This window comes from Teredinibacter franksiae, assembly GCF_014218805.1.
GTDB lineage: Bacteria > Pseudomonadota > Gammaproteobacteria > Pseudomonadales > Cellvibrionaceae > Teredinibacter > Teredinibacter franksiae.
In genome coordinates this window covers 946909-971919 of sequence record NZ_JACJUV010000001.1, presented here as the reverse complement: position 1 = coordinate 971919, position 25011 = coordinate 946909, and the positions used below count along the sequence as shown (strand labels likewise).

Annotated in this window: 18 protein-coding genes; 10 read left to right on the top strand and 8 right to left on the bottom strand. The window is 48.6% G+C overall.

All coding sequences use genetic code 11. The features are described from left to right. The first annotated feature begins 124 nt into the window (after positions 1-124). Positions 125-3649 (top strand): LamG domain-containing protein, encoded by a 3525-nt coding sequence (locus H5336_RS03870; RefSeq protein ID WP_185231580.1) that lies wholly within the window; start codon positions 125-127, stop codon positions 3647-3649. Between the two features lie 190 nt (positions 3650-3839). Here H5336_RS03870 and H5336_RS03865 read toward each other — a convergent pair whose 3' ends face one another. Next, positions 3840-4682, bottom strand: coding sequence for a general secretion pathway protein GspB (locus tag H5336_RS03865; protein WP_185231578.1), 843 nt, complete (start codon positions 4680-4682; stop codon positions 3840-3842). Positions 4683-4690: 8 nt separating this feature from the next. After that, entirely contained in the window at positions 4691-6364 is a 1674-nt protein-coding gene (locus tag H5336_RS03860; RefSeq protein ID WP_185231576.1) for an ExeA family protein, read from the bottom strand. A 225-nt stretch (positions 6365-6589) separates the two neighbouring features. On the opposite strand from H5336_RS03860, the gene H5336_RS03855 reads away from it, so the two are divergent. Beyond that, entirely contained in the window at positions 6590-7027 is a 438-nt protein-coding gene (locus H5336_RS03855; protein ID WP_246439019.1) for a DUF2721 domain-containing protein, read from the top strand. A 42-nt stretch (positions 7028-7069) separates the two neighbouring features. Here the strand turns inward: H5336_RS03855 and H5336_RS03850 are convergent, their stop codons facing one another. Then, positions 7070-7588, bottom strand: coding sequence for a glycine cleavage system transcriptional repressor (locus H5336_RS03850; protein ID WP_185231574.1), 519 nt, complete (start codon positions 7586-7588; stop codon positions 7070-7072). A 128-nt stretch (positions 7589-7716) separates the two neighbouring features. Between H5336_RS03850 and H5336_RS03845 the strand changes: the two genes are divergently transcribed. Both H5336_RS03845 and H5336_RS03840 read left to right on the top strand, forming a co-directional pair. After that, positions 7717-7947 (top strand): YheU family protein, encoded by a 231-nt coding sequence (locus tag H5336_RS03845; protein WP_185231572.1) that lies wholly within the window; start codon positions 7717-7719, stop codon positions 7945-7947. Between the two features lie 15 nt (positions 7948-7962). Beyond that, the gene (locus tag H5336_RS03840) at positions 7963-8655 is read left to right on the top strand and encodes an alpha/beta family hydrolase (RefSeq protein ID WP_246439018.1); all 693 of its coding nucleotides are present in this window, start codon (positions 7963-7965) and stop codon (positions 8653-8655) included. Between the two features lie 10 nt (positions 8656-8665). Here H5336_RS03840 and H5336_RS03835 read toward each other — a convergent pair whose 3' ends face one another. After that, entirely contained in the window at positions 8666-11161 is a 2496-nt protein-coding gene (locus tag H5336_RS03835; RefSeq protein WP_185231570.1) for a glycoside hydrolase family 9 protein, read from the bottom strand. A 191-nt stretch (positions 11162-11352) separates the two neighbouring features. Beyond that, a complete protein-coding gene (locus tag H5336_RS03830; RefSeq protein ID WP_185231568.1) occupies positions 11353-14745 on the bottom strand; it encodes a ligand-binding sensor domain-containing diguanylate cyclase in 3393 nt (1130 codons plus the stop codon). 189 nt (positions 14746-14934) lie between these two features. Here H5336_RS03830 and rlmM point away from each other — a divergent pair, with 189 nt between their 5' ends. Next, the gene (gene rlmM, locus H5336_RS03825) at positions 14935-15996 is read left to right on the top strand and encodes a 23S rRNA (cytidine(2498)-2'-O)-methyltransferase RlmM (RefSeq protein WP_185231566.1); all 1062 of its coding nucleotides are present in this window, start codon (positions 14935-14937) and stop codon (positions 15994-15996) included. Between the two features lie 116 nt (positions 15997-16112). On the opposite strand, the gene H5336_RS03820 is transcribed toward rlmM, so the two are convergent. Then, entirely contained in the window at positions 16113-16394 is a 282-nt protein-coding gene (locus H5336_RS03820; RefSeq protein WP_185231564.1) for an antibiotic biosynthesis monooxygenase family protein, read from the bottom strand. Positions 16395-16600: 206 nt separating this feature from the next. On the opposite strand from H5336_RS03820, the gene tusA reads away from it, so the two are divergent. Then, entirely contained in the window at positions 16601-16861 is a 261-nt protein-coding gene (gene tusA / locus H5336_RS03815) for a sulfurtransferase TusA (protein ID WP_185231562.1), read from the top strand. A 272-nt stretch (positions 16862-17133) separates the two neighbouring features. Here tusA and H5336_RS03810 read toward each other — a convergent pair whose 3' ends face one another. Further along, positions 17134-17835 (bottom strand): hypothetical protein, encoded by a 702-nt coding sequence (locus H5336_RS03810; protein ID WP_185231560.1) that lies wholly within the window; start codon positions 17833-17835, stop codon positions 17134-17136. A 225-nt stretch (positions 17836-18060) separates the two neighbouring features. Here H5336_RS03810 and H5336_RS03805 point away from each other — a divergent pair, with 225 nt between their 5' ends. Genes H5336_RS03805 through H5336_RS03790 form a run of 4 tightly spaced genes read left to right on the top strand, consistent with a single transcriptional unit; the run spans position 18061 to position 22804 of the window. Beyond that, a complete protein-coding gene (locus tag H5336_RS03805; protein WP_313556112.1) occupies positions 18061-18639 on the top strand; it encodes an elongation factor P hydroxylase in 579 nt (192 codons plus the stop codon). Continuing rightward, a complete protein-coding gene (locus tag H5336_RS23590; RefSeq protein WP_185231558.1) occupies positions 18636-19532 on the top strand; it encodes a 5'-3' exonuclease in 897 nt (298 codons plus the stop codon). The genes H5336_RS03805 and H5336_RS23590 overlap by 4 nt, the downstream gene beginning before the upstream one ends. Continuing rightward, positions 19529-20638: a 4-phosphoerythronate dehydrogenase gene (locus tag H5336_RS03795; RefSeq protein ID WP_185231556.1), complete on the top strand. Its 1110-nt coding sequence runs from the start codon at positions 19529-19531 to the stop codon at positions 20636-20638. Before H5336_RS23590 ends, H5336_RS03795 begins: the two co-directional genes overlap by 4 nt. A gap of 12 nt (positions 20639-20650) precedes the next feature. Further along, positions 20651-22804 carry a class I SAM-dependent methyltransferase gene (locus tag H5336_RS03790; RefSeq protein ID WP_185231554.1) on the top strand — a complete coding sequence of 718 codons (2154 nt, stop codon included), beginning with the start codon at positions 20651-20653 and terminating at the stop codon, positions 22802-22804. 2 nt (positions 22805-22806) lie between these two features. Here the strand turns inward: H5336_RS03790 and H5336_RS03785 are convergent, their stop codons facing one another. Then, complete coding sequence (locus tag H5336_RS03785; protein WP_246439017.1) at positions 22807-24984, bottom strand: putative bifunctional diguanylate cyclase/phosphodiesterase; 2178 nt, start codon at positions 24982-24984, stop codon at positions 22807-22809. Between the last annotated feature and the right edge of the window lie 27 nt (positions 24985-25011).

The window sequence follows — 25011 nt, the reverse complement described above, 5'->3', positions numbered from 1 at the left end:
CGTTTGGATTTCCTTGTTATTCATATCCAATGGTGCACTTGCTCAGTATTGTAACGAAGTTTTTTATGGCGCTGCACAAAACTCAACAAACTCAGGAACGGTGACCTTTTACTGGGGTTCAAGTTTGGTAAACACCCCCGGCAATATTATTCAAAGCCAGAGCTTTACTGATTTCGCCGGGCCTAATACGAGTTGTAGTGGTGTTTCCTGTATAGAGTCTGGTAGCTCTGTGCCACAGGTTGATTACAATTCTTTTCCGAATTCAAACAACGACATTACGATAGGCGCTAATCAATCCGCGACTCTGCCGCCTGGGGACTACGATGACCTAACTTTGGGGTCAAATTCTACGCTCACTATTTTCCCCGGGGTCTATCATTTTCGGGACGATATTGTTATGCATTCAGGATCAGAAATTATTGTTTCAGGCCCAGGTACAGCGGTAATTTATGTGCGCGATCAGGTGACGCTGAACGATTCGGCCAGGATTAATACTGCGAACAGTGACCGCTACGTCTTTTTGTTTTCTCGTGATAGGGTACGGCTCGATTCCAATACTTCTGTAAACGGTATTATTTATTCGAGAAACGACATAACGCTTGGGAGTGGTGCGCAGGTAACCGGCGCGATAACGTCCGATGACGACATAGTGCTCAATAGCCCTTCAACCGTCACCTACGATGCCAATGCAGTGGCGAATACAAATTTTGATGGCTTTTGCGATCCCGCCTACACTACTCCAGATTTGATCTCTGAATGGCAGTTGGATGAATCTTCATGGAGTGGTGTAGCCAATGACGTGTTTGATAATTCGGGTAATGGATTGCACGGCCGTGCGCGTGTCGTCGATACCGGGCCACTGCCAACCACTCAATCGTTAAATCCTGCCATTACCGGTAATCCGGGAACCTGCGGTTCAGGTGATTTTAATGGAACAAGCGATGGGTTTGTTCAAATCGACGACCCAGGTACAGGTTCGATATTAGATGTTGACGAATTTTCCGTAACCGCTTGGGTTTACCCTCGTTCTTGGGCAACAGCGGATTTGGCAACCATTGTTTCGAAAGATACACATTTTGAATTTCATTTAAACGGTAGTGGCCGGATAAACTGGTGGTGGGGAGGTGGTGGCCGAGAGCTAACCTCTTCCATTGCGGTTCCACTTAACGGTTGGCACCACATTGCAATTACCTATAGGTCAGGCGAGCAGTTTCTATATATTGATGGTGTCGAGCGTGGCACGAATACGAATACGGGAGGTATAGACTTTAATGATGACCCCGTACATATTGGAACAGATTTAGATTTTCATAGCCGTCGCTTTAATGGGCTAATTGACGAAGTAAGAATGTATGCGGGCCCACTAAGTGTTACGGATGTTGTAGCGGTAATGAATGATACGCATCCTTGTACACTGCTGCCGTCACTCGATCATTTTGATATCGAGGTCGGTGCGGGTACCGCCTCAACCTGCAGCCCTTTTAATATAACCATTACCGCTCGTGACAGTAGCAATAACATATTGACTGACTACGGTGGTTCGATTGATTTGACTACGTCAACGAACAACGGTGATTGGGCTGACGTAACAACCCAGAATGCATTAATCCCTGGTGCGGCCGATTCCGGAGCGGCGAGCTATGATTTTGATTCTGATGCGGCGGATGGAGATGGCACTGACGATGGGAGTATTGTGCTATCTTTGGCAAACAGTCACGCAGAAACCCTGACGATTACCGTGGAAGACAGCGGAGGGGGGGTGATCTCCACGTCCACGGATGTAGTCTTCAGCGATAATGCATTTGTGGTAAGCAGTGTCGGGGTAGACTCTCTCGATAACGATGTGGTGGTGGGCCGTCGTCACGATTTCACTGTGGAGATGTGGCAGCGCAATCCCGCTAACCCGGCGGACGCTCAGTGCAGTGTGGCGACTGAGTACGACGTTGCAAATATAAAAGTATGGATGAACCGTGCGGCGGAAGACCCGGGTACGGCTGCACCTGAAGTGACTAACGCAACGAACACCAGTACGAAAGCTTTGACGAATAGTGCGCCGGCTACCCCTGATTTCACTTTGCCGTTTATTGATGGCTCCGCTAATTTTACCCTGCTGGCTTCTGACGTGGGCCGTTACTCCCTCAGCTTTCGAGATGATGTATCCGGATTTTCGGATGACACTATTGATGGAGCGAGTGATGTTTTTGTTGCTAGGCCATTTGGGTTCTACCTTGAGGTCGTCGCTAACCCTGGTGCTTCCGATGCTAATGGCGATATCTTTACGGTGGCGGGCGAAGATTTTGCGGCTTCCATTTGGCCTGTAGCGTGGCAAACGGCAGATGATCAGGACGATAACGGTATTGCCGATGGGCACGATGATAACGACCCCACGAATAATGCCAACCTGGCCAACAACGCTGTGGTTTCGGGTTACGGTACAGAGTTGCCAACCGGCGCGGGGGCTCAGTTGGCTGCCTATAAAGTTTTACCCGTTGGAGGAGCTGACCCCGGTCTAGGAAGCAGTGATACCCCGCCTGCCGATGGGCGCCAAATATTTTCCTTTGGCCCCGGTGGGGTACAAACCAATACGCTGTATTTTGATGAGGTAGGTATTATTGAATTATCGGCTGGCGTTTTGGCTAGTACTATGGGGATTGACTACCTAGGGGCAGGAACAGCCATTGCTTCTCGTATACAGGGCCGTTCTGGCTATGTAGGGCGTTTTACTCCAGCGCGTTTTGAGCTGTCTTCAGGTACCCTGACACCTGCCTGTAATAGCGGTGGTTTCAGCTATATGGAAGAGCCTTTTGAGGTGGAATATACCTTGTCGGCGCTTAGTGCGCTGGGTACGCAAACACAAAATTACACGGGTGCGTTTGCAAAGTGGAACCCCGGTAGCAGTGTTGGCGTATCGAGCTATGGCGCAATTGATACCGTGGTTCCTACACCGCTGTCTTCGCGCATTAGCGCGACAACATTGGTGGTATGGAATGATGGCAGTGGTGAAGTGGATGCCTTAGTTGCATTACAGCGTAATACTTCTCCAGATGGCCCCTTCAATGCCGTGAGTCTTGGGGTGGACATGGCTGATGCCGATGCGATTGGCTTCGACAGCGGTGATTTCGACCTCGACGTGGATAACGATACAACCGACGATCATGTCTTGCTCGGCCAAACCAGTGTGTATTTTGGCCGTTTGCGTTTGAGCGATGCTTTTGGCCCTGAAACAGCTAATTTACCCGTAGAGTTTGTAACTGAGTACTGGAGCGGTAGTAATTGGCTCGCGAGCGATGACGATAGCTGTACCGCGATAGATCTTACAGAAATAGCCTACCCCTCCGGCTCTATTGCGATACCGGCAAATAGCGTTGTGGCAGTGGGCGGTGGGATCACAACCGGGACTTACGCCAATATTTCCGGTAGCGCGGTTAATTTTCAAAGCGGCTCTGCCGGCCATTTTTTTACCGCTCCCGGCGCAGGTAATACCGGGGATTTTCAAGTGGATGTGGATTTAACGAATTACCCTTGGTTACGCTTCGACTGGAATAGTGATGGTGATTTTTCAGACAGTGCGTTACCCCCGGCGACCTATACCTTTGGCAGTTATCGAGGGCACGACAGAATTATTTATTGGCAGGAGGTTTTAAATTAACGCATGAGCTTTGTTGTTTTATTTCCTCTACTAAGGCCGTTGGGTGTCGGGAAATGCAGGAGGAAGTATGCAAAGCCTAATCGTGAGCAATAGAATGCTGATTCAAATTCTCATCGTACTTCTCACCGCACTTCTCTGTTCATAGAGAAGAAACCTATTGTTAACCTATGCAGAATTGTGTGGGTGATACTTACATGTTAATCCAGCTGTTCAGTGCAGGCATTTTAAATAATTGGTTTTGATAGCGTAGAATTATGCCATCTTGTAAAACGCCGTCTAGCACTAACTCTTTTTCGATTTTTTGTCCGCGCTTCCGTTTAGTGCCATTGATAACCACATAGCCCTGATTGTCTGAAATATAGACATGTTGTTCGTAATTCAGGGTTGGGATTTGTTCTTGTAATGTCCAGGGAAGGGTGCGGATAGAGCCAACTGAATCAAAGTCGGCAAGGGTTGGATGCTTTGTTGTTGCCGGAGCTGGCTTGGGTGTAGGTTTCGGCGCGGGTGGTTTTTGGGTCGTTGTGACCGTGGCTGTGGCTGAGACTTTGGGTGCGCTTGCTACAGTAGTTACCACCTGCTTTTGTTCTTCATATAGCGCACTGACTTCACCGTTGGCTTTTGCTACAGTTTTAGTCTTTGGTTCTGCTGCCGCTGGGTTTGTTTTTATTGCCGGGCTTTTTCGCTCGGCTTTTACAACGTGCTGTTGCTTACTGTTTGATGCGGGTTGCAGTGGAGGCTGTTTTTTAGTTGGGGCTTTTACCTGTTCGGCGGGAGGCGAGTTTATAGTTTGACTCTTTATAGGCTGACTGTTTGTAGCGTGACTATTTTCAGAGGGTGAGCGAACAAAAAAATACACAATTAGGCTAAGGGTTATCAGTAACGCGAGTGAAATCGCTATCGCCATTTTATGGCGAGTCGATAGGCCGCTTGGGGCTGGCGGTATGGAGTTGTGTTGGCTGTCCAAGCCAGGCCGGGTGTCTATTTTTTGGCGTTCGGTTTCAGCTTTGTTGAGTGCGTCGAGAATCAGTGACATAGATGTGGCTACAAGTCGTCGAGTGAGTTTAGAGGCTTGTCGAAGCCTAACACTTCGTTAATTTTCATCAGGGTTTGCTCACCGATAATCCCGTCATCTTTTAAACCATGACTGCGCTGAAATATTTTCACGCGCTGTTGCAGTAGCCGGGTAAAATTCGAACCGGTTAAGGGTTGCTCCCGCTGGTCGAGGGTTGCGAATTGCTCTGCAACCCACTTTACGGTTCGGCTGCGCATGCCCTGAACAATGGGTTCGGAAAAGCCTTCTGGTTTTTTCCATGTGTAAAAAGCTTTACCTGTCCACAGTGGTCCAAGCTCGGCCAGCGGAATACGCAAGCTTTCGCCGTTTTCGGTAACGACTTGCGCTTCGCGTCTACCAATGCCGGTGATAACGGCGTGGGAGGTAAATCGTTCAGGTGTTCGCAGTACAAGAACAGCTGGCCGGTTTAGCTCGGCGAGTGATTCCCAAGTATCGAGTGAAACGGTTTTACACTGAATCTGTTCATTCGCCAGCTCCCAGCATGGATGTTTTTCAGCCGAGGGATTAAAGCCAAGATAAGTAAAAAGACGAAATTGGGCTTCGGTGTAGTTATCTACATTGTAATCACGCGTATCACCAAATTGTCTTGCATGGGTTGGGTCTGTATCGTTCTCGGTTTCGAGCAAAGCGGCTATGGGCTTCGACACAGATAGCTGTTCAGTTGTGGGGGCCTCGGAAGCTGTTTTGCTGAGTGCTGTTTCGACGGCAGCAGGGTTAGCTTTCGGCCAGAACGCCCAAGTCAGCAGTGTAAGTACCAGTACGCCTACAGCACCGGCGCCAGCGGCGAGTAGCGTGGTTTGCAGTGGTGTGCGTTTTACTGGCAGGTGTTCCATACTGCCCACTACTTCACTGCAGGCGAGTTTAAATATTTGGATATCGACTATCGGTTTATTGTGACCATAGGCGCCGATTAACATCCGTTCGCAGACAATATTGATCAGCCTAGGAACGCCGCCGGTAAAGCGGTGAATTTTACGTACCATGGCCTGCGGGTAGGGGTTGCGACCTTCAGGCATCCCCGCAACTTGCAGCCGGTGGGCAATATAGTGGTGGGTTTCCTGAAGGCTTAGGGGTACCAAGTGAAAGCGCGCGGTTATGCGTTGCGATAACTGACGCATACGTGGCTGCGCCAGTAGTTCGTTTAGTTCGGGTTGCCCTACCAAAATTATTTGCAGCAGTTTTTGGGTTGTTGTTTCGAGGTTGGTCAGCAGGCGAATTTGTTCCAATGCTTCGGGCGAGAGCAGCTGGGCTTCGTCGATCAAAAGAACGGTGTTATGGCCGTTTGTATGGTTGTTCAGCAAATATTGATAGAGGGAATCGGTAAGGTCTTTAACGTTTATTTTTGAGTTGTCGTATTCAGCACCTAGCTCTTCGCAGATGGTACTAAGCATATTAGTGACATCTGCCATGGGATTGAGCACGATGGCGATGTCGGTATTGTCTGGCAGTTGCTCCAGTAAGCATTTGATTATGGTGGTTTTACCGGTACCCACTTCGCCAGATAGTAAAACGAAGCCGCCGCCTTTTACGCCATAGAGCAAATGTGCCAATGCTTCCTTATGCTGTTGGCTCATATACAGATAGCGGGGGTTTACGGCAATGGAGAATGCCTGTTCTTTGAGACCAAAGTAGTTGTGATACATCGGATTATATTATTCTGAGTTTTATAATCGGTAAAAACCGGTCCTTTAATAGGTAATAATACCGCGTTTTTACTGGGGCGACTAATGAGCACCTCTATTTATTGCTTTTAGCTTCTAGGTGGCCCGGCAAGGGTTTGAGCTAGACGTGGCGGCTGGTTGCCTTTTCAGGCCTAGCAAGGCCGTAATAAGCCTTGCTAGGCTGTACCCAAATGACGGCTTTCCGGAATGCCTGAATATAACGAGTTCGAGCCCGGTTATTACGAGAGACAACCTATGGAAATGACTATTACCACTCCCAGCCTCCTGTTTCCGGCGATTTCACTGTTGCTGCTGGCGTATACCAATCGGTTTGTGACCCTGGCCTCCGTTATTCGCCAATTGAGTAAGCTTGACGATCCGGGCTCGGACGACATCGTACGCAGGCAAATCAGTAATTTGCGGTCTCGACTACAGATTATTCGCGCAATGCAGGTGTTTGGTGTGGTGGCTTTTCTACTTTGTACCCTGTCAATGTTCTCGCTGTTTCTCAGCTGGATTATGTTGGGACATGGTTTATTTGGTGCCAGCTTAGTGTCACTTGCGGTTTCACTCATGTTTTCGCTATACGAAGTTCAGATATCTACGCATGCCATTAATATTGAAATTGAGCGGCTCGACCGCTAACTCTCTCGGGCGGTGGCAAAAACACCGCTATTCGGTACGGAACTAGCTTAGGGAGATATCCATTGCCAAGGTGTTGGCAATCTCGTCCAAGCGTTCCTCCAATTGGTGACGATCTAGCCCGGGGGGCACAGACATAGAGCCTTCGGCTTCAAAAAGAGGGTCACCGCTGTAGGGCATACTGGAAAGGCGGGTGTCGAGTTTTTCTAGGTTGATTTGATACTGCGCCAAAGTGCTGGATATTTCCCGTACAATGCCGGGGCGGTCGGGGCCTGTTGCGTGGAAGGATAGGGTGAGATTGTTAGCGGTAGAGGCCGTTTGTTCACTGCAGTCGTCTAGGTAAACGCGGATTTGCTGGCTTGAGAGTTGCTCAAGTGCTTCGCGTAACGCTTGTAGTTTTTCTTCTTCTATCTGTACTCGAATGACACCGGCGAATTTGCCGCCCAACTGAGCTAGTTGGCTCTCTAGCCAATTGCCATTGTGGCGGGTAATAACGCTTGCGATAGATTCAACAATGCCGGGTTTGTCGTCGCTTAAAAGAGTAATGATCTGATTTTTTAACATGGTGGGTCGCTCGCAGATAGAAGTGTCGTTTTTATCGTTAGTACCGTTACGTATTAGCGCCGTTTTATAATAGTGTACGCGCTCAAAAGTGCTGACACTTTAACTGGGTTCAAACTAGGTACACGTTCATGGTCATATCCCCGGAAAAACTAACAGAGGAAGTGCTAAAGGGCTTGCTCGAATCCGTTGTCACCCGGGAGGGTACCGATTATGGCGAAACCGAGCTGTCGCTGGAAGAGAAAGTATTCAATTTATTGTCTCAGGTTTATGCGGGTGATTTACTTATTACCTACGATGAAGCAACTGAAACCGTGAATTTGGTTACAGCAGAGTCTTATCGAGCGGCCAGTCAGGCCTGATCAACGCCCTTTTTTATGATTACTCCCATTGAATACTGGGCAGATATGCCCGTTCTGGTGAATCACTGTGCTGGCGAAGCTCGCGCTTGGTTCCTGTTGGCTCACGGGGCCGGTGCCTCAATGGAATCAGACTTTATGGCGGCTATGGCACAAAAGCTTGCGGGTGATATTTTTACGGTGGTGCGCTTTGAGTTTCCCTATATGCAGCAGCGTCGCATTACTGGGAAAAAGTCGCCACCCAATCGAATGCCACGCTTATTGGAGCACTGGCAAGAGGTTATAGCAATTGTTGCCGCTCGAACTGATTTGCCCCTGGTTGTGGGCGGCAAATCCATGGGCGGGCGTTCCGCCAGCTTGGTTATGGCGGATGAGCAGCAGCAATTCCGCCAATGGCGACAGCGTTTGATCGCCGGTGTGTGCTTCGGTTACCCGTTTCATCCACCAGCAAAACCCGACAATACTCGGGTCGAGCATTTAAAAACTCTGCGCAAGCCCCTGTGTATTTTCCACGGAACACGAGACCCGTTCGGCAAGCCCGAAGCAGTAAGCGGGTATGGTTTGAGTAAGGCTGTCAGCATTAACTGGCTGGAAAGCGGTGATCACGATTTTAAGCCGTTGAAGCGCAGCGGTTTAACCCAAGGACAGTTAATCGGGTGCGCAGCGGCAGGCGCGGGTGAATTCGTCAACCGTTGCTTGGGCGGTGATTGAAACGATGCGATTAGGCGTCTTCTGCTAAATCCTGTACAGCTAAGGCTAGAAAAATAAAGTAGGCACCAACGTTCACCACATATTCGTTTTCTCCCCAGAAAAAAGGCCAGTTCTCTTTGTTTTCGGGGAAGTCTGGTTTCACCATGAGCACTCCTGGCACCACACCTCCAGATATAAATGAAAAATCGGCGCGGTTCATGCCGTAGGCCACTTTTTTCGATTGTGCCCCTAGGTTTGAGACGAAGGAAATGTCGGAATAGGGGTGGTTTCCCAGCAGGTAGTTCATACCGCGAAATACGTCTTCGCGATGGAACAAATCAGGGAAAGCTCTGTGCAGCGCGTAGTGCCCCGATGCGGTGAGGAGGATAGTTCCATTACCTGCCCAGCCACCCTCAGTGATGGTGACACCGTAGGGGTTTTGCTGATGGTTTTTTCTCAAGGTTTCGGCGTAGCGTTGGGCCATTGCCCGTACTTTTTGTTGGTGTGATTTATCCATGTAGGGAAAGGCTTTTAACAGTTTATTGGCCGTAAATACGAAACGCTTTTCTATATCGATCAGCGAATGCTGCACAACCATGAGAAACTCTGGCTTGCCGTTGCTGGATATCAGCATTTCTACTGCGGCGTTGAAACGTTCGATTTCAATCGCTCCACCGGTGGTATTACCGTGATTAAACACCACCGGATCGCGGGTTTTTTCTTTTTGCCAGGCTTGCTGTGCCGTTTGCCAGCATTCCTGAGCAAGTTCATCGTTATGGCCTTTCAAGGCTCGGCTGGCGGCGGCTAGTGCGGCAATGGAGCCGTAATTCAGCTTGCTTGACTCCGAGGTAAAGGCCCAGCGGTCATCAAATTTCCCGCTTTCTAAGCCGTTGCTTTCTTCTGCTTTCATTGTCGGGTTGTAAACCTGATTGTCGGTCATGGTAAGACCGTCACCTAGGTGTGTGTATTCGGTGATTTTGGGCACGATAATTCCGGGTATTGCGTGGCCGAGGGCTCGGTGCTGTGCAATTAGCGCGAGTGTGCCATGTTCTATTTGTTGAAGAATATCGACTTTGCCATCGGGCACATGGAGGTCTACAGCCTTCTTTGTGTAGTCTACGAGGGTTACATCCCGTTGTGGGCGAAACGTTTCCCAGGCGTCTACCAGTGCGAGTACGGTTTGGTATTGGGTTTGAGTACGAATATCGTAGTCGCCGGCATCGTACCAGCCGCCAATATTTAATCCGGGAATGTGTTCTCCGGGCTTATAGGGCGTATCGGTGGTTGGCCCTTGGGCGTAGAGGTCGAAATGCGTATGGTTAACCGGTGCTTGCAGCGCATCGTCTAAATGCGACGCGCCGTGCCATACGCGGTAGGCTTCGTTTACTAACACATGATCCATTTGCACCGGAAGAAATACATCTAGGCTGGGGTGCCATGCCTTTTTGAAAACCTGCTTGTCAATAATAAAGGGTGCCGTTTTAGTCTTGCCATATTGCAGATGATAAATGCCTGGCTCGCTAATACCAGAAAAATCAAATTCTTGGTAGTTGTAGCGTTTGTAGCGCCCCCACTGTTTGGGGCGTGATTTAAGTACGACTTTATTTGTGCCGTTGTCCATTACGCGCACAAGACTTGCGCTTTGTTTACGCGTATCTCGTTTGTCTAGTTCAATCACCGCAACTTTTTTTTGGGCGGGGTGATAGCCCAGTTGCGAATGACCTATGACGGGTTTGCGCAGCCAGTTTTTTTGCACATTAGCGTTCAGTGTCCACTGTAAAACCTTGCCTTGTTTTTCGGCCGGTAATAGGCTGCGAACCACAAACCAACCGTTTTGCGCTTTACTTCGGCCGTCGAACAATTCAAGTGGTGCATCTTTAGATTCAATTGATATTTGGTAATCCGAATTTCCTGGGGCCAATACCAGCTTGTGGCCGCGAGCCATGGTTTGTGGCGACTGTAGATTGTTTTGTTCCTTGGGGCCGGAGGGGTAGAGTGGGAATAGCCCCGGAGCACCATCCATTAAGTAGGCTTGCTCGAAATAGCTGGCCGGTAAAAATTCCAGATTAAACCCGGCTTTTCCGACTAATGCCTGAGGCAAGGGCTTGGGGATGTTCACGCTAATGTGAACGCCGTTTTTTAAGGTTTGCACGCGAACGGAATAGCTAAAATTGAATTTGGGATAATGGGCGAAGGCTTCGATTACGCCCGCGGCCCTATCGACTTTACGCTCGATAAATACCGGTATTGCATCCCACTGCTCGGGGGTGGCGTTGAGGCGTACATCACCATTGGTTGCGCGGCGCTCGCCGTGGTGTATCACTTCTACACCACTGATTTTGGAGTCGTCGAATAGGCCGTTATACCAGTTGTTGAAAACCAGTACATCAAACCCCTGTGATTCAAAATATTCCTGATTGTTGAGGGTAAGTTGCGCGGGGGCAGCAAGGGTTTGTTGGGTTAGCAGCAACATCGCAAGGAGTAGCGATGAGGTGAGTTTGAGTATTTTAATAAGCAGGACGTTCATATGTTCACGCCAATCGTTTGAGGATAAGAGCAGAGCGGAAAGCAGTGATGTGCTGGAATATTACCTAACCTGGGCTGTATGAAGTAAGTGCCGAAGCCATTTTTTGCTATGAGTTTACCAATATCCTATTCTGATTATAGTCGATTTTACTATTAGGTAGGAGCCTTTGAATGAGGCCTTAGCCGAGAGGGCTACCAGGCGAGTTCGTCGATATTAACGGAACTGGTCACGCTTAGCTCTCCTTCGCTAAGGCTTCTTGCGATATTGTCTTTTTCGATGGCATCGATTTGAGCCTCTGCGGTGAGTTGGCGTGGACCTGGTTCCAGCCATACCCAGCAATCGCGACCGGAAGATTTTGCCGAGTAGAGGGCTCGGTCGGCAATTTTTATAATTTGCTCCCAATCCACCTGGGTGGGCTCTTTTGCTATGAACGGGTAGGAGGCGATGCCAATTGAGCAGGTTTGCTTGAGGGTGAGTTCGGTGTTAATAACGAACTCGTGCTGTTTAATGATGTTTCTTAAACGCTCGATTATGGTGGTGACATGCTTCCTTGGTAGGTGCCGGATAACAATCACAAATTCTTCACCACCCCAGCGCACAATATAGTCTGACTCCCGCAATACCTGCTGCAGTATGTGGCTGAGCTGCACGAGTACTTTATCGCCAGTACTGTGACCATAGCGATCGTTGACTTCCTTAAAGTGGTCGATGTCGAGAAGTGCGAAGGTTAGATCGTCCAGATTTAGTCCGTCTGGGAAATTCCGGTATTGTCGGCTAACAATTGCCGCATCCTCTTCGATGGTTTGGTAGAGAAAACGTCGATTTTTTAAACCGGTAAGCTGATCCGTTACGCTTACATCGGCCAGCTTTGTATTGAGCATTTTGAGCTCATTCTGCGTGGACAACAGCCTTTCATGCTCGCGACGCAATTCCTCTGTTCGTTTGGCGACTTTACTGTCGAGTTCGCGGTTAATCTCATCTTTCATCACGTCAATTTCTTTTAGACGTTTTACAATAGCGCGTTCATGATCGAGATTTTTTCGCTCCGTTGCCAGCTTTTCTAAACTGGTTTGCCGTACGCGCAAGGCCAGTGCTATAGCCGCTAGGATGTAGGCTAGGTACGCCCATATGGAGCGCCACCAAGGGGGTGATACGACAATGGTGAGGCGAGTGGGTTTTTCGTTCCAAATACCGCTGTTGTTCGAGGCTTTTACCTCGAAGACGTAAGTACCGGGATCTAGGTTGGTATAGGTGGCTGAGCGGCGGTTGCCTACGTAGTTCCAGTTAGTTTCGAAACCATTCAGGCGGTAGGCATATTGGTTCTCGCCGGGAGACCGATAACTTAGCGCGGCGAATTCAAATGAAAACACCGATTGCGTATAGCTAAGCTTAAGGCTTTCTGTTTTCGCAATAGATTGTGTTAGCGGACTTTTTGGCCCCATGGTTACAGGCTTGTTAAAGATGGAAAGCTCGGTAATTACAACCGGGGGAATATTTGTGTTGTTGGATAGCTGTTCGGGGTCGAAGATGGTGAGCCCGCGAGAGCCACCGAATACCAATTCGCCGGTGCTTAGCAGGGAAGGCGAGTTGCGGTTGTAAAGGTTACCCAAAGTACCGTCGAGTTTGTCGTAGGTTTGAAACTCGCCCGTATGGGGGTTGTAACGCGACAGGCCCTTGTAGGTACTGACCCACATGTTCCCGGCGCCATCAGCTATAAGCCCGGTTATGGTTGGGTTGGGCAACCCATCGCGAACACCAAAGCGCTGACTTTTACCGGTGCTGAGATTGAGTTTATTCAAACCATTACCACCGGTACCCACCCACAAAAAGCCTTTTCTGTCCTCAAGGATCGATAGAATTTGATTTGAACTCAGTGATTCTGGGTCGTCGGGGTTATGGCTGTAGTGTCCGGTATAACGTTTTGTGACTGGGTCAATGCTATAAAGGCCGTTGAACGATGCGACCCAGATAATCCCGCTGGAGTCACTGTATATATGGCGTACATACAGGCTTTGCAGTTTAGCACCGGCTTGGTCTGTGGGCATGACGCGCTCAAAGTCGTCAGTATCTGGTCGATACAGGTTTACGCCTTTTTCTGTTCCCACCCAAAGATTTCCGTACTTATCGAAGCGCACGGCCCAGGGTTCGCGACCGTAGAGGGTTTCAGCTTTGGCTGGGTCGTAGGCGTAGCGTTTAAAAACGTCGCTGTTTGGCGCTTTGTGATTTAACCCTCTGTCCCAACTTCCTACCCAGAGGCTTCCGTCTGGCCCGATATCCATATCTAGCGGGGTGCTACCGCTGAGGCTGGTAGGGTCGTTTTGGTCGTGTTCATAGCGTTTGAAGGCACCGGTTTCTCGGTCGAGCCTACCTAGGCCAAACCCACAGCCAACCCAAATGTCTCCGTCTGCTTGTTCCAGAGTTGCCAGTACGCCGCCGTCAGGCAGTGACGTACTATCGCCGGGATTGTGGCGGTAATTCAGAAATTCCGAGGCTTGTAAATCTACGGTATCGACCCCGCTTGGGAAGTAACCTACCCAAATGCCTTTGGCGTTATCGATAAAGAGGTCTCGCCCAACAAAGTTTCCAGGGCCATCCTGCGCCCCTTCTACATAGTTGTACTCGCGGAAAGCGCTGGTTTCGGGGTCATAAAGGTGAACACCTGTGCCGTCGGCAATCCAAAAAATGCCGCTTTCATCTTCAATAATGTCCCAAACGGTATCGGCCTTTTCATTGTTGCTGTGTTTGAAACGAATAAATTCGTTGGTATTACTGTTAAATCGGGCAATTCCTCCTCCAAGAGAACCCACCCAAAGGTCGCCTCTGGAGTCGATCAACAGCTCGCGAATTTTGTTTGCGGGCAGGCTGTTTGGTTCTTTGTCTTGGGAACGAAAGTGCTTAATGGCTTGGGTGGAGGGGGTATAGCGCACCACGCCATTACCTTGCAGGCCAAACCACAGGTCACCCGAGGGGTGCTGTACCATCTGGTGAACGACATTGGCCTCGGAGTTTGCGCTAGGGCTTAATATTTCGTGCAGATGTTGAGGAACGGGGTTGAACGTTCTGGAGGCGGGGTCGAGTATTTTTAACCCCTCGGAAGTGCTTACCCAGAAATTCCCCTGTGTATCTTCAAGCATAGAGAATATGGCGGCTCTGATTTTGCTGTTTACCCCCTCGCCGGTTTTTTCAATGCAGTCGAACTTGTCGATGAGCGCTTGGTAGCGGCACACACCAAACTGGGAAACAGCCCAGAGGTTGTCTTCACTATCTAGCGTTAGTTGTTTAATCCAGTTGTGACTTATAGATGTGGGGTCATTTTCGTCGTAGGTATAGGTTTTGAGTGTGTAGCCATCGTAGCGGGCGAGCCCTTGAATGGCGCCTATCCAAATAAAGCCATCTTTGTCCTGTGCGATAGCATTGACGTAGGCGAGCTTTTCGAGTTCGTTGGCTAAAATAGGTTTAAATTTCACTTGCGGGGGAATACGCGAGTGAGCCCAGCCCGAAGTAAAGCAGAGTAAAAGTAACACGGTGAGTATAAGGGGGCTTTTTTGTTTGTTGGGTATTGCCCTTGATCGATTATTAATCAACTTACTACCTAACAGTCCTTGCTTGAATAGTGTAGACAGACTTTAAATTAAAGGTGCTTTGTGAGGTTATTGCAACGCTCCAAGCCTTAGGTCGCATCTTTTTTTGATATAGAAACAACCTATAGTACTTGTTCAACGATGAGCCATGCACGTATTCTTGCGCGAATTTGATATTAACAGGGGAAATCTGTGGAAATAGTGGCTTTGTGCCGGATTGGCTTTGAGAAGGAGGTGGCAGCAGAGCTTGTCGATGTCTGTGGGTTACAAGACGTTGCTGGGTATGTAAAAGCTAAAGCAGACACAGGCTATGTGCAGTTTGTGGTTCAGCAGCCTGAGCAGGCGTTTGCCTTGTTACGTGATTACCCGTTCGAAGAACTCATTTTTATCCGGCATTGGTTTTTGTCGCCAGGACTAGAGGAAGATCTTAACCCGGCAGACAGGGTGACTCCGCTGAAATTGAGGATGCTGCCCTTTTTGGCCGACCTTGGGCAGGCCGGTCTGAGATCTATCGAGTCAATTGTACTGGATACCAACGACGGGAAAGCGCTGTCAAGACTGGCGAAAGGCGTGGCACACCACCTACATAAGGCGATGGTGGTAGATAAACCCACGGAGCATGGGTTAAGAGGTCAGCTGGTCTTCACCTCCGGGCAAGCGGCCTTTACGGGACTCTGTTTTATCCAGAATGTCAGCCCTTGGACAGCGGGTGTTCCGCGCTTGCGGCTAGCGAAGGAGGCCCCCAGTCGCGCTACCCTAAAACTGGAGGAGGCCTGGCATCACTTCATACCAGCAAAAAAATGGGATACGCGTTTAGCGCCCAGTATGAAGGCTGTAGATCTTGGTGCGGCTCCCGGTGGTTGGACATGGCAATTGGTGCGTCGCAGCATGTTTGTTGACGCCGTCGATAACGGGCCAATGGCACCGGCTCTCATGGATTCTGGCCAGGTTAGGCATCACTTGGTGGATGGTTTTGCCTATCAGCCGGCAAAACCGGTTGATTGGTTGGTGTGTGATATTGCTGATAAGCCTTCTAAGGTCGCCAGTATGATTGCTCGCTGGGGTAGAGAGCGCTGGTGCCGTGAAGCGGTTTTTAACCTTAAGCTGCCAATGAAGCAGCGCTATCAAGAAGTACACAAGTGCAAGGCTATAATCGTCGATGCGTTGGAGGATGCTGGCATTCAGCATCAATTACGTTTTAAACAGCTCTACCATGACCGCGAAGAGGTTACGGGGCACCTACAATTATTTTAGCGGCTGGCAGATAGCGCTAAGCTATCTGCGTGGCCGTTGAAGTACTAAGCGCTTGCTGTTCATAGAGCCGCTGACAAAGTTTAAGTCGAGACCCGCTAGATTTAATCAGTTACTTTCTAGTTTTCGAGCACGCAAATTTTTTCAGGCTGGCGAAGAATGGCATGAACGGCGCTGAGCACCTCTTTTCGTTCCGTACCGGTGGACCAGCGCTGCCAGTCTTCAAGGGATTTCCATTTGCATAGCAGAAAGCGGTGGTTTTCATCTTGGATATTGGCGAAGGCTTCTCCTGAAATAAAGCCCGGTACCACATAAGTTTTTTGCAGTGCAATTTTAGCTTGCTCAAGGTAGGTGGAGAGCTGACCTTCGTGCAAGCTACGCTCTATGAGTACGTGTACCATGATTTTGGCCCTGTCGGTGATTAATGGCTGTTATCTATTCAGGGGGCTACCTCGCCTAAATGCAACACCTGAATAATGTATTTGCTGGATTGGTTCCTAATATCGTTGCCTAATATAGTGCAGTAAATATTAGCGTAAACAAAGACAGGTCAATGAATTGAAAAAAAATTTTGCCAATGTAGTGCAACTCCACCAGAATTGCTCTCATGAACAAGATAGATGATGAAATATTAACCAACGTTGCGGCGGTGGTGGATGCTTGTGGCCTTACCTGTCCGGAGCCGGTGATGATGTTACATAATGCTGTACGGGATGTAGCAAAAGGCGAGCTAATCGAAGTGTTGGCAACCGATCCGTCGACCCTGCGAGATATACCCAAGTTTTGCACCTTTCTCAATCACCCTTTAGAGAAGCAGCTAGAGGAGGGTGAGCGCTACCGGTTTTGGGTACGTAAAGGCGGCGATTAAGTGAATCAAAGGGGGAAGCTAACCTGTTTCTCGTAAAGGGAGAAAACTCATAGGGTATAGCCACCGATAGATGAGCAAGCCTAAAAGTTGCCAAGCATCGGTGCGGGTGTGCCTCCAGCAATTGTGGAGTTGTTAATTGCTCATGGCCATTGGGGCCGGGCAATGGGGCTTTTATTCGCCCCGGTTCAACCGACGTTAACTAGCTGAACCCTTATGTTGACGAGGCTAAGTTACTGAAGCTGCTATCTCTGAACCCATTATTGCTGAACATATTAAGAGGACTCTTCGACTAGCATCGAAATGGCCGCCATAGCTTCTGGGTCCTGAGATTTTATTTTGTTGGCTATGTGATGTTGGAAAAAATAACGGAATCTCTCTTGTGTTTGTGCCGGATACAAGCAGCTATCTCCGGGTAGCACAGGAGTGCTTTCCACTTTGTTTTCGTCCACCAGCATGCCGCAAATAGTACCATCGAAGAACAGACGCCAGCTCACGACTTCCTGTAGGGTTAAGCTATTTTCGTTTTTGCCGGTGAGTACGGCGTGCGTGCCGATAATGTCGGGAACTTCCTGTACTACATCGTTAGCGTTTTCACATTCCAGTTCGTAGTACTCTGCAGCGGTTTCGACTTCTACTATTTTGTGAATGGGCGCATCGAAAAACATCTCGTCAATACCGGGGTCGTAATAGCCCTCCCAGGCACCGTTTAGTGGGTCTTCAATATCTGGGCAGGCGACGAGGTCGTTCAGCCAAGGTACCATCCCCACAACTTCACCATTTGCACGTAAGCCCCAGCATAGAATTTTTAGGCTGAAATACTTGTCTCCACTGGCTTCGTTGGAGTAAAGCATTTCCAGTCCATCGAGTTCGGGGGCGAGGCGAATGACACGAGAGTCGTTGACAGAGGAGTAGGGGCTCCCCGAAAAGAGATCGATCACATTATCCGAGTTGTGACCGGCGTTTGAGGTCTTCATAATACCACCTCCTGGTTGAGGTCTTTGAATGCCACATGTTGAGCCATCAATGACGGGCAGGACAGGATGATTTGATGAACCATCTCAAGATACAGTATAGGTAGTTAAATGGGAACACAACACCTAGGTACAAAATATTTTTCCGGGCTGTTCGGCTATCGAACAGGCGTTGTTGGCGGCGAGTATCGGCGTCAGTCTATTTCATTAAAGTGAACGTTTTATCCTGTGACCACTAACTTTCAGAACCCCGTACATGCCGCCGGCAATGAGCAACGGTTTTGCTGTGTTCAGCTGATTGAGCTTTTCAATAGGTGCTTTCGAACAACTGAAAAAACCTTGCTACAGGGGGGGGCAATTGAACCTTTTTATCAGCCTGCATCTGAGTATAGCGAAGCAAAGGTGATATTCACGCGAGACTACTTTGCCAGCGCCTTACACGAAATCAGTCACTGGTGTATTGCCGGTAAAGAGCGGCGAAAGCTTGCGGATTATGGCTATTGGTATGCGCCCGATGGCAGAACACATGAACAACAGGCTCTTTTCGAAGCGGTGGAAATAAAGCCCCAGGCACTGGAGTGGCTTTTTAACCGCGCCTGCGGACATCGTTTTAGCGTCAGCGCAGACAACGTAACGGCTGGGCTTGGCGCCTCCGGCGAGTTTAAATGCAATATTGTTGAACAGGCGAAAAAGTACTGTACTGAGGGCGTGAATACACGCGCGCTGACGTTTATGCAGGCGTTGTCTGATGACTATGGTATTCAAGGGTATCTCGACCTAGACAATTACACGCTGGAAGCGTTGTGAGCGCTCGCCAGCCCACAGCTTTTCTTATTGATGCTTCTATCTATATTTTTCGCTACTATTTTGCCTTGCCTGATAACTGGTGGGCCGAAAATGGTTACTCCACTTCGGCCGTGTACGGCTATAGTCAATGGTTGGTTCGGTTTTTACAAACACAAAACCCACGATACGTGGCGGCTTGTTTTGATGAAAGCTTAAAAAGTTGTTTTCGAAATGATATTTATGAAAATTATAAAGTCAGTCGTGCGCTACCAGATGAAGCGCTGGCGTATCAGTTAGAAGCCTGCAAACAGATTACCGAGCTTATGGGCGTGAGTAGCTATGCTTCGCATCGCTATGAGGCAGATGACTTAATTGCAGCTTTGGCAAAAAAATGTCGGAGAAAAAAATTGGGCGTTTGCGTTGTTTCCCGCGATAAAGATCTATCACAGGTGGTTCAGCGAGAGGGCGACAGCCTTTGGGATGCTCCAGAGGGCGAGAAAATGAATGCTTCTGCGGTAAAAACGAAGCTGGGTGTGGCGCCCCATCAAGTGGCTGCATATTTAGCGTTGGTGGGCGATAGCAGTGACAATATTCCGGGGGTTCCTGGGGTAGGGTCTAAAACAGCTGGCACGCTCCTGAGTCACTTTGATAACTGGATTCAGCTGAGGAATAACATTAGTGCAATACCCCATTTACCAATACGTGGTGCGGCTTCTCTCGCGGATAAGATTGAGCGCCATAAAACTCAGATAGAAATGGCGCTGCAATTGACACAGTTGGTAGAGAATGCTCCCTTGGGGCGGCGATTTACCGTCAATCGGAAAAAACCAAATCTCCCCGCTCTTTTTGCATTGTCCAAGGTCTTGGGCTTCGGCCAAAATTTTGAAACTTCACTGAATAGATTAACAACATGAAAATAGTTGCAGATGAAAACATACCATTGATTCAAGCATTATTTAGCCCTTTAGGCGAGGTGATTACACGGCCTGGCCGACAGATATCAGCTGATGATGTGGCAGATGCAGAAGTACTTTTGGTTCGGTCTGTAACCAACGTTAACGAGGCCTTGTTGAATAATAGCGCGGTTAAATTCGTAGGCACTTGCACGATTGGTACTGACCATCTAGATAAACAATACCTCACCGATCGAAACATTCAATTTTCTAGTGCACCGGGTTGTAATGCCTATGGTGTTGTTCAATACGTATTTGCTGCACTGGCCCATCTAGGGCTTGTCGATACCAATCTAAAAATTGGTATTATTGGCTGCGGGAATGTGGGTGGCCGACTTTACCGAGTGCTAAAATCCGCAGGTTTCCACTGTGCTTGCTATGATCCCTTTTTAACCAAAGAGAATATTGCCGACCTTTCTTCTTGGGAGTCGTTGTTTGATTGTGACATCATTTGCACCCATACCCCGCTTACGCGCGAGGGGCCTCACTCTACGTACCACATGCTCGATGGCAATTTTATCTCGCGATTAAAACAGGGTGCCGTTCTTTTAAATGCCGGCCGAGGAGAGGTGATCGACAACCAGGCATTATTAGCACATTTTGACAGTGGCAATCCTAACGGCATTCGCGCTGTGCTTGATGTATGGGAGCCCGAGCCTGAGTTGGACACGCAGTTACTAGAGTATGTCAGCGTCGCAACGCCCCATATTGCGGGGTACAGTTTTGAGGGCAGAACCAATGGTTCGTTAATGATATATCGCGCGCTCGCCGATTGGATGGGTATAGACGAAGCGACGGTGTCAGAAAAGCTAGCGCATACCAGCCGTAAAGTGTTTGGTGAACCGCAATTATTGGAGGCAATCAATATTGTCGATGCAATTTTAAAAACCCATGGCATTGAAGATGATGATCAGCATCTAAGAGAAAAGCGAAGTAATTTGGCTGTGGATTTTGACCTGCTGAGAAAACACTATCCTAAACGACGGGAATTCTCCCATTACGTTATTCAAAACGCTGCGCCCGAAGAAAAGGCTTTCTATCAGGCGTTGGGTTTTAACGTGCGATAAAGGAATTAATAAGTGCAACAGGTTTCAACGTTCGATGCGCGGGCCGATATCCGTATAGGTTTTTTGGTAAATCCTTTGGCTGGAATTGGTGGCCCAGCGGCCAATAAAGGTAGTGACGACCAGCAGATTCAGGCGCGAGCGCATTCTGGTGAGCTGCCCTTGAGGGCGCCCGCTAGGGCACAGCAGTTTTTGGCGGAACTTGTCGAGCAGCTTGGGCCGGAACAGCTGCCGCTATTTGTAAGTGCTCCGGGGGTAATGGGGCTGAATTATTTGCTAGCGTTCAATATACCCCATGAGCTTACCGTGCCATCCATTTGTGCAAAGACTACGGCCGTCGATACGCATCAACAGCTTCTTGCTATGTTAACGCTGAAACTTGATTTGCTCATATTTGTGGGTGGCGATGGCACAGCTCGGGATGTGTGCCGTGTGGTGGGTACGCGAGTGCCGGTGTTGGGTATTCCAGCGGGTGTTAAAATGCACTCCGGGGTGTTTGCGGTTGCACCTCAGCCAGCGGCAGAGATTGTGAAAAGGTTAATAACAGGGCAGTTAACCGCGTTAATTGAGGCTGAAGTACGAGATATTGATGAAGTTGCCTTTCGTGAAGGGCGGGTTAAAAGCCGACATTTTGGCGAGATGCTGGTGCCAGCTGAAAACCAATTTGTGCAAGCGGTTAAGCAAGGTGGTATGGAGTTGGAAGAGCTGGTGCTCATTAATATTGCCGACGAAATTCGCGCGCGTCTTGAAATGTTAGAAGAAAATACACTGCTGGTGTTTGGTCCGGGTTCCACTACCCAGTTTATACAAAAAGAGCTAGGGTTAGAATCGACGTTGTTGGGCGTTGATGTAGCTATTTGCGGGCCGGATAACCCTGCGAAAATGCTTGATTTAGATGTGAATGCTAGCGAGCTTTTGCAGCATGCAAAACCGTTTGGACAAAATGTTCGATTAGCGGTTACGGCGATTGGAGGGCAGGGTCATATTATTGGCAGAGGAAATCAGCAGCTATCACCTGATTTTTTATCGTTGGTGGGGAAAATTAATACCTGGGTAGTTGCAACAAAAACAAAGTTGGAACGCCTAGAAAAACGACCACTTTTAATAGACTCGGCTGACTCTGTGTTAGATACGGAGTGGGCCGGTTTTATACCGGTAATCTGCGGTTATCAAGATGTCGTACTATATCCGCTGGGTTGGCAGGGTATTGCCAAAGGGCAAGAGGCTGGCAATATCAACGATTTGGTTACTACGGTTATCGAACAATGTAAAACTAGGCTTGATAAGCTGGGGTACTCTGATAGCCACTTTGATAGCCACAGGTTATTCCATGGACGGGGTGGTAACTGGGTGGGCTTGGAATGGTGTTGTGTTGATTATTTTGCGCCTAATTTGCTGGTTACTGTATTTCGAGAGCCTCCTGCAGGTTTCATTGCCGCGCTTGTTGAGCAGATAAGTGGTTTTCGCGATCAGCTAAGTTTGGCCGCTGTGATGGTACAGCGTCGGTTTGAAACTGGCGCACCGATTTCGGTTGAATTTGGCGTTTTTGAACAGCCCTGGGTTGCGCAGCGTAAAGCGCTTCAATTTAAGTTGTCGGCCAATCAGCAAAATGTGGGTTTCTTTCTTGATATCGAACCTGCGCGAGCATGGTTGGAAGCACAGGTGGATGGAAAGCGCGTACTTAACTTGTTTTCGTATACTTGCGCTTTTTCGGTTGTGGCGTTGGCGGCGGGTGCGGATTCAGTCATTAATATTGATATGAGCAAAAAAGCGCTAGCCATAGGTCGCGATAATCATAAATTAAATAATCTTCAGGGAGCTTGTGTAAAGTTTCTGCCGCACAATATTTTTAAATCTTGGGGTAAGTTAAAAAGGGAAGGGCCCTTTGATGTGGTTATTATTGATCCGCCGAGTTATCAAAAAGGCAGTTTTGTCGCTAATGGCGATTACGTTAAGGTTCTCAGGAAGATGGATGTTTTGGTTGCCAAGGGCGGCTGCTTTCTGGCCTGCTGTAATGCGCCTGAGGTTAGCGCCAGCGATTTAAAAAACTGGGTAACCGAAAACACTGAAGCGTTTGGTTTTGAACAACGCTTGGATCAGAGCCCAAGTTTCCCCGACGTTTCTCCTGAGCGTGCGTTAAAAATGCTGGTGTTTCGAAACGTTCTGTAACGTTAAGATTGACGCTGCGTAAGGGCGTAGAACTCTTTTGCTTTATCAATAGGCTTGGGCTTGGCTAAGCCGAAGCCCTGGCCGTAGTCGATACCGAGTTCCTGAAGTTCACGCCGAATTTCTAGGTTCTCTACATATTCGGCGATTGTTGTGATACCAAGTTCTTTGCTGATGGCATTCATGGCTTTGACCATGGCGCGTCCAAGCTTATCGTTGGTGATATCTTGAATAAAAGACCCATCTATTTTTATGTAGTCGACTTCCAGTCGTTTCAGATAACCGAAAGACGAGAAACCCGTACCGAAATCATCCAGTGCAAAACGACAGCCAAGCGTTTTAAGTTCGCGGATAAATTGTTCAACCTCTTCCATATTGTGAATCGCGCTAGTTTCGGTAATTTCAAAACAAATTTTATTGAGGTCAAATTCCGCGGTCATCACCAGTTGCTTAATTGCCATACGTGATTGATGGCTAGACAGTGAGTGGCTGCTTAGGTTTATGGAACAACAGGACAGTGCCTGTGCATGGGAGGGGTTTTTATGCAAATAATCAAGCGTAGTGGTAAGCACCCATAGATCTATCTGGTTGGTGATACCGAAGCGCTCGGCTGCAGGTAAAAAATTGTCGGGCGAAATATGAGTGCCGTCGTCGTCGACATATCGCAGTAGCACTTCGTAGTGAATGTAGCCAGAGTGAATATCGTTTAACGCCAGAATGGGCTGAAAATAGAGCTCAAACCGGTCTTGCATCAAGGCGCTTTGTAATCGGCTCACCCAAAGCATTTCATTGCGATTTTCGTTGAGTACCCCAGAGGTTTCTTCGTGGACCACCACACGGTTTCGCCCGGCTTGTTTTGCGGTAAAGCAGGCGGCATCGACCGCGACGAATAATTCTCCCATATTGCGAATGTCGTGGGACGTGAGTGCAACGCCGATGCTCACAGATTGACGAAAGGTGAGTTCTTTCCATTTAAATACATGGTCTTCAATGGTGTTGCGCACAATTTCAGCCACTTCTACGGCGTTGTGAATGTCTGTATTAAGCTGAACTAAGGCAAACTCATCACCACCGGTTCGCGCAAAGAAATCGAATGCTTTGCTATGCTCATTAATTTTTTGTACCAGCTGCCTAATCAACTCGTCACCCGCTGAGTGTCCGCAGGTATCATTCACGATTTTAAGCTGATCTATATCCATATAGATTAGCGCTAACGTTTGATCAGAAGTATTCTTGGCGACGGCCTTATCGACAAAGCTTTCTAGTGCACGACGATTAAATAGCCCCGTCAGGTCGTCATGGCGGGCTTGATAGGAAAGGCTTTCGGCTAATTTTTTTGATTCGGTAATGTCCTGACAAACAATTAGCAGGCGGTCTGGTTCATTTTCATCGCGAACAATGCTGGCGGTAATTTTCACCCATAGTTTTTCGGTGTTGTCGCGGACCATACGGAGGTCAGTTTCAAGTTTGTTTTCGGTGCTGGTGAAACAGTAGTCGATGAATTCTTGCTGCTTATCGGCGTCTTCCATGGATACGATTTTTGAGAAAGGTTCGCCAACCAGTGATTTGACGTCATAGCCGAGTGCTTTTGCACCGTATAAGTTAATGTCGCTGATAACGTGTAGGCTATCGACGGTCACAAACAGCGCGGGGCTGCGATCGAAAAGTGTGTGAAATTTTGCTTCGCTCTGCAGAAGAGCTCTTCGGGAAAGCTGTTGATCTTCGAGTATTTGCCTCAGGGTTTCGGTGTTAATTTCCAGTTCCTGAGTGCGGGAGGCAATAAGTTCAGCAAGTTCGTTGTTGGAGGTCGACAATTGTTCTCGAATTTCACGTAGTTCCGTCAATTTTTGTGAGGATTTCGGAATAACGCGATTTATCAGCGCCTCCAGCCCCAGAAATAGCAGCAGAGCACCCGCCGCTATGGAAGCCAGTAGTACAACGTAATGACTATTACCTGCCCCCGGAGAGAGTGATGTGGGCGCTACGACAATCGTTTTGTACAAGTGAAAGAGGGCGCCGATAGCGACAATAGACACGCCGGTACTGATGAGCGCTACTGATCTGACATAACCGCGAGAGCGAAGGTCCATACGCCGCCTTGCCAGCAGGGCAAGTAATAAGAATGTTACGACAACCAGGGTGGCATCGGAGGCTAAGAGTGCGTAATAGGTCATCCCGGGCATTTGTTACAACCAAAGTTGGGGAAAGCG

Excerpts from the sequence above, each read along its gene's own strand:
- H5336_RS03865 (WP_185231578.1), bottom strand. The coding sequence starts at position 4,682 with ATGTCACTGATTCTCGACGCACTCAACAAAGCTGAAACCGAACGCCAA.
- H5336_RS03860 (WP_185231576.1), bottom strand. The coding sequence starts at position 6,364 with ATGTATCACAACTACTTTGGTCTCAAAGAACAGGCATTCTCCATTGCC.
- H5336_RS03855 (WP_246439019.1), top strand. The coding sequence starts at position 6,590 with ATGCCTGAATATAACGAGTTCGAGCCCGGTTATTACGAGAGACAACCT.
- H5336_RS03850 (WP_185231574.1), bottom strand. The coding sequence starts at position 7,588 with ATGTTAAAAAATCAGATCATTACTCTTTTAAGCGACGACAAACCCGGC.
- H5336_RS03845 (WP_185231572.1), top strand. The coding sequence starts at position 7,717 with ATGGTCATATCCCCGGAAAAACTAACAGAGGAAGTGCTAAAGGGCTTG.
- H5336_RS03840 (WP_246439018.1), top strand. The coding sequence starts at position 7,963 with ATGATTACTCCCATTGAATACTGGGCAGATATGCCCGTTCTGGTGAAT.
- H5336_RS03835 (WP_185231570.1), bottom strand. The coding sequence starts at position 11,161 with ATGAACGTCCTGCTTATTAAAATACTCAAACTCACCTCATCGCTACTC.
- H5336_RS03820 (WP_185231564.1), bottom strand. The coding sequence starts at position 16,394 with ATGGTACACGTACTCATAGAGCGTAGCTTGCACGAAGGTCAGCTCTCC.
- tusA (WP_185231562.1), top strand. The coding sequence starts at position 16,601 with ATGAACAAGATAGATGATGAAATATTAACCAACGTTGCGGCGGTGGTG.
- H5336_RS03810 (WP_185231560.1), bottom strand. The coding sequence starts at position 17,835 with ATGAAGACCTCAAACGCCGGTCACAACTCGGATAATGTGATCGATCTC.
- H5336_RS03795 (WP_185231556.1), top strand. The coding sequence starts at position 19,529 with ATGAAAATAGTTGCAGATGAAAACATACCATTGATTCAAGCATTATTT.
- H5336_RS03785 (WP_246439017.1), bottom strand. The coding sequence starts at position 24,984 with ATGCCCGGGATGACCTATTACGCACTCTTAGCCTCCGATGCCACCCTG.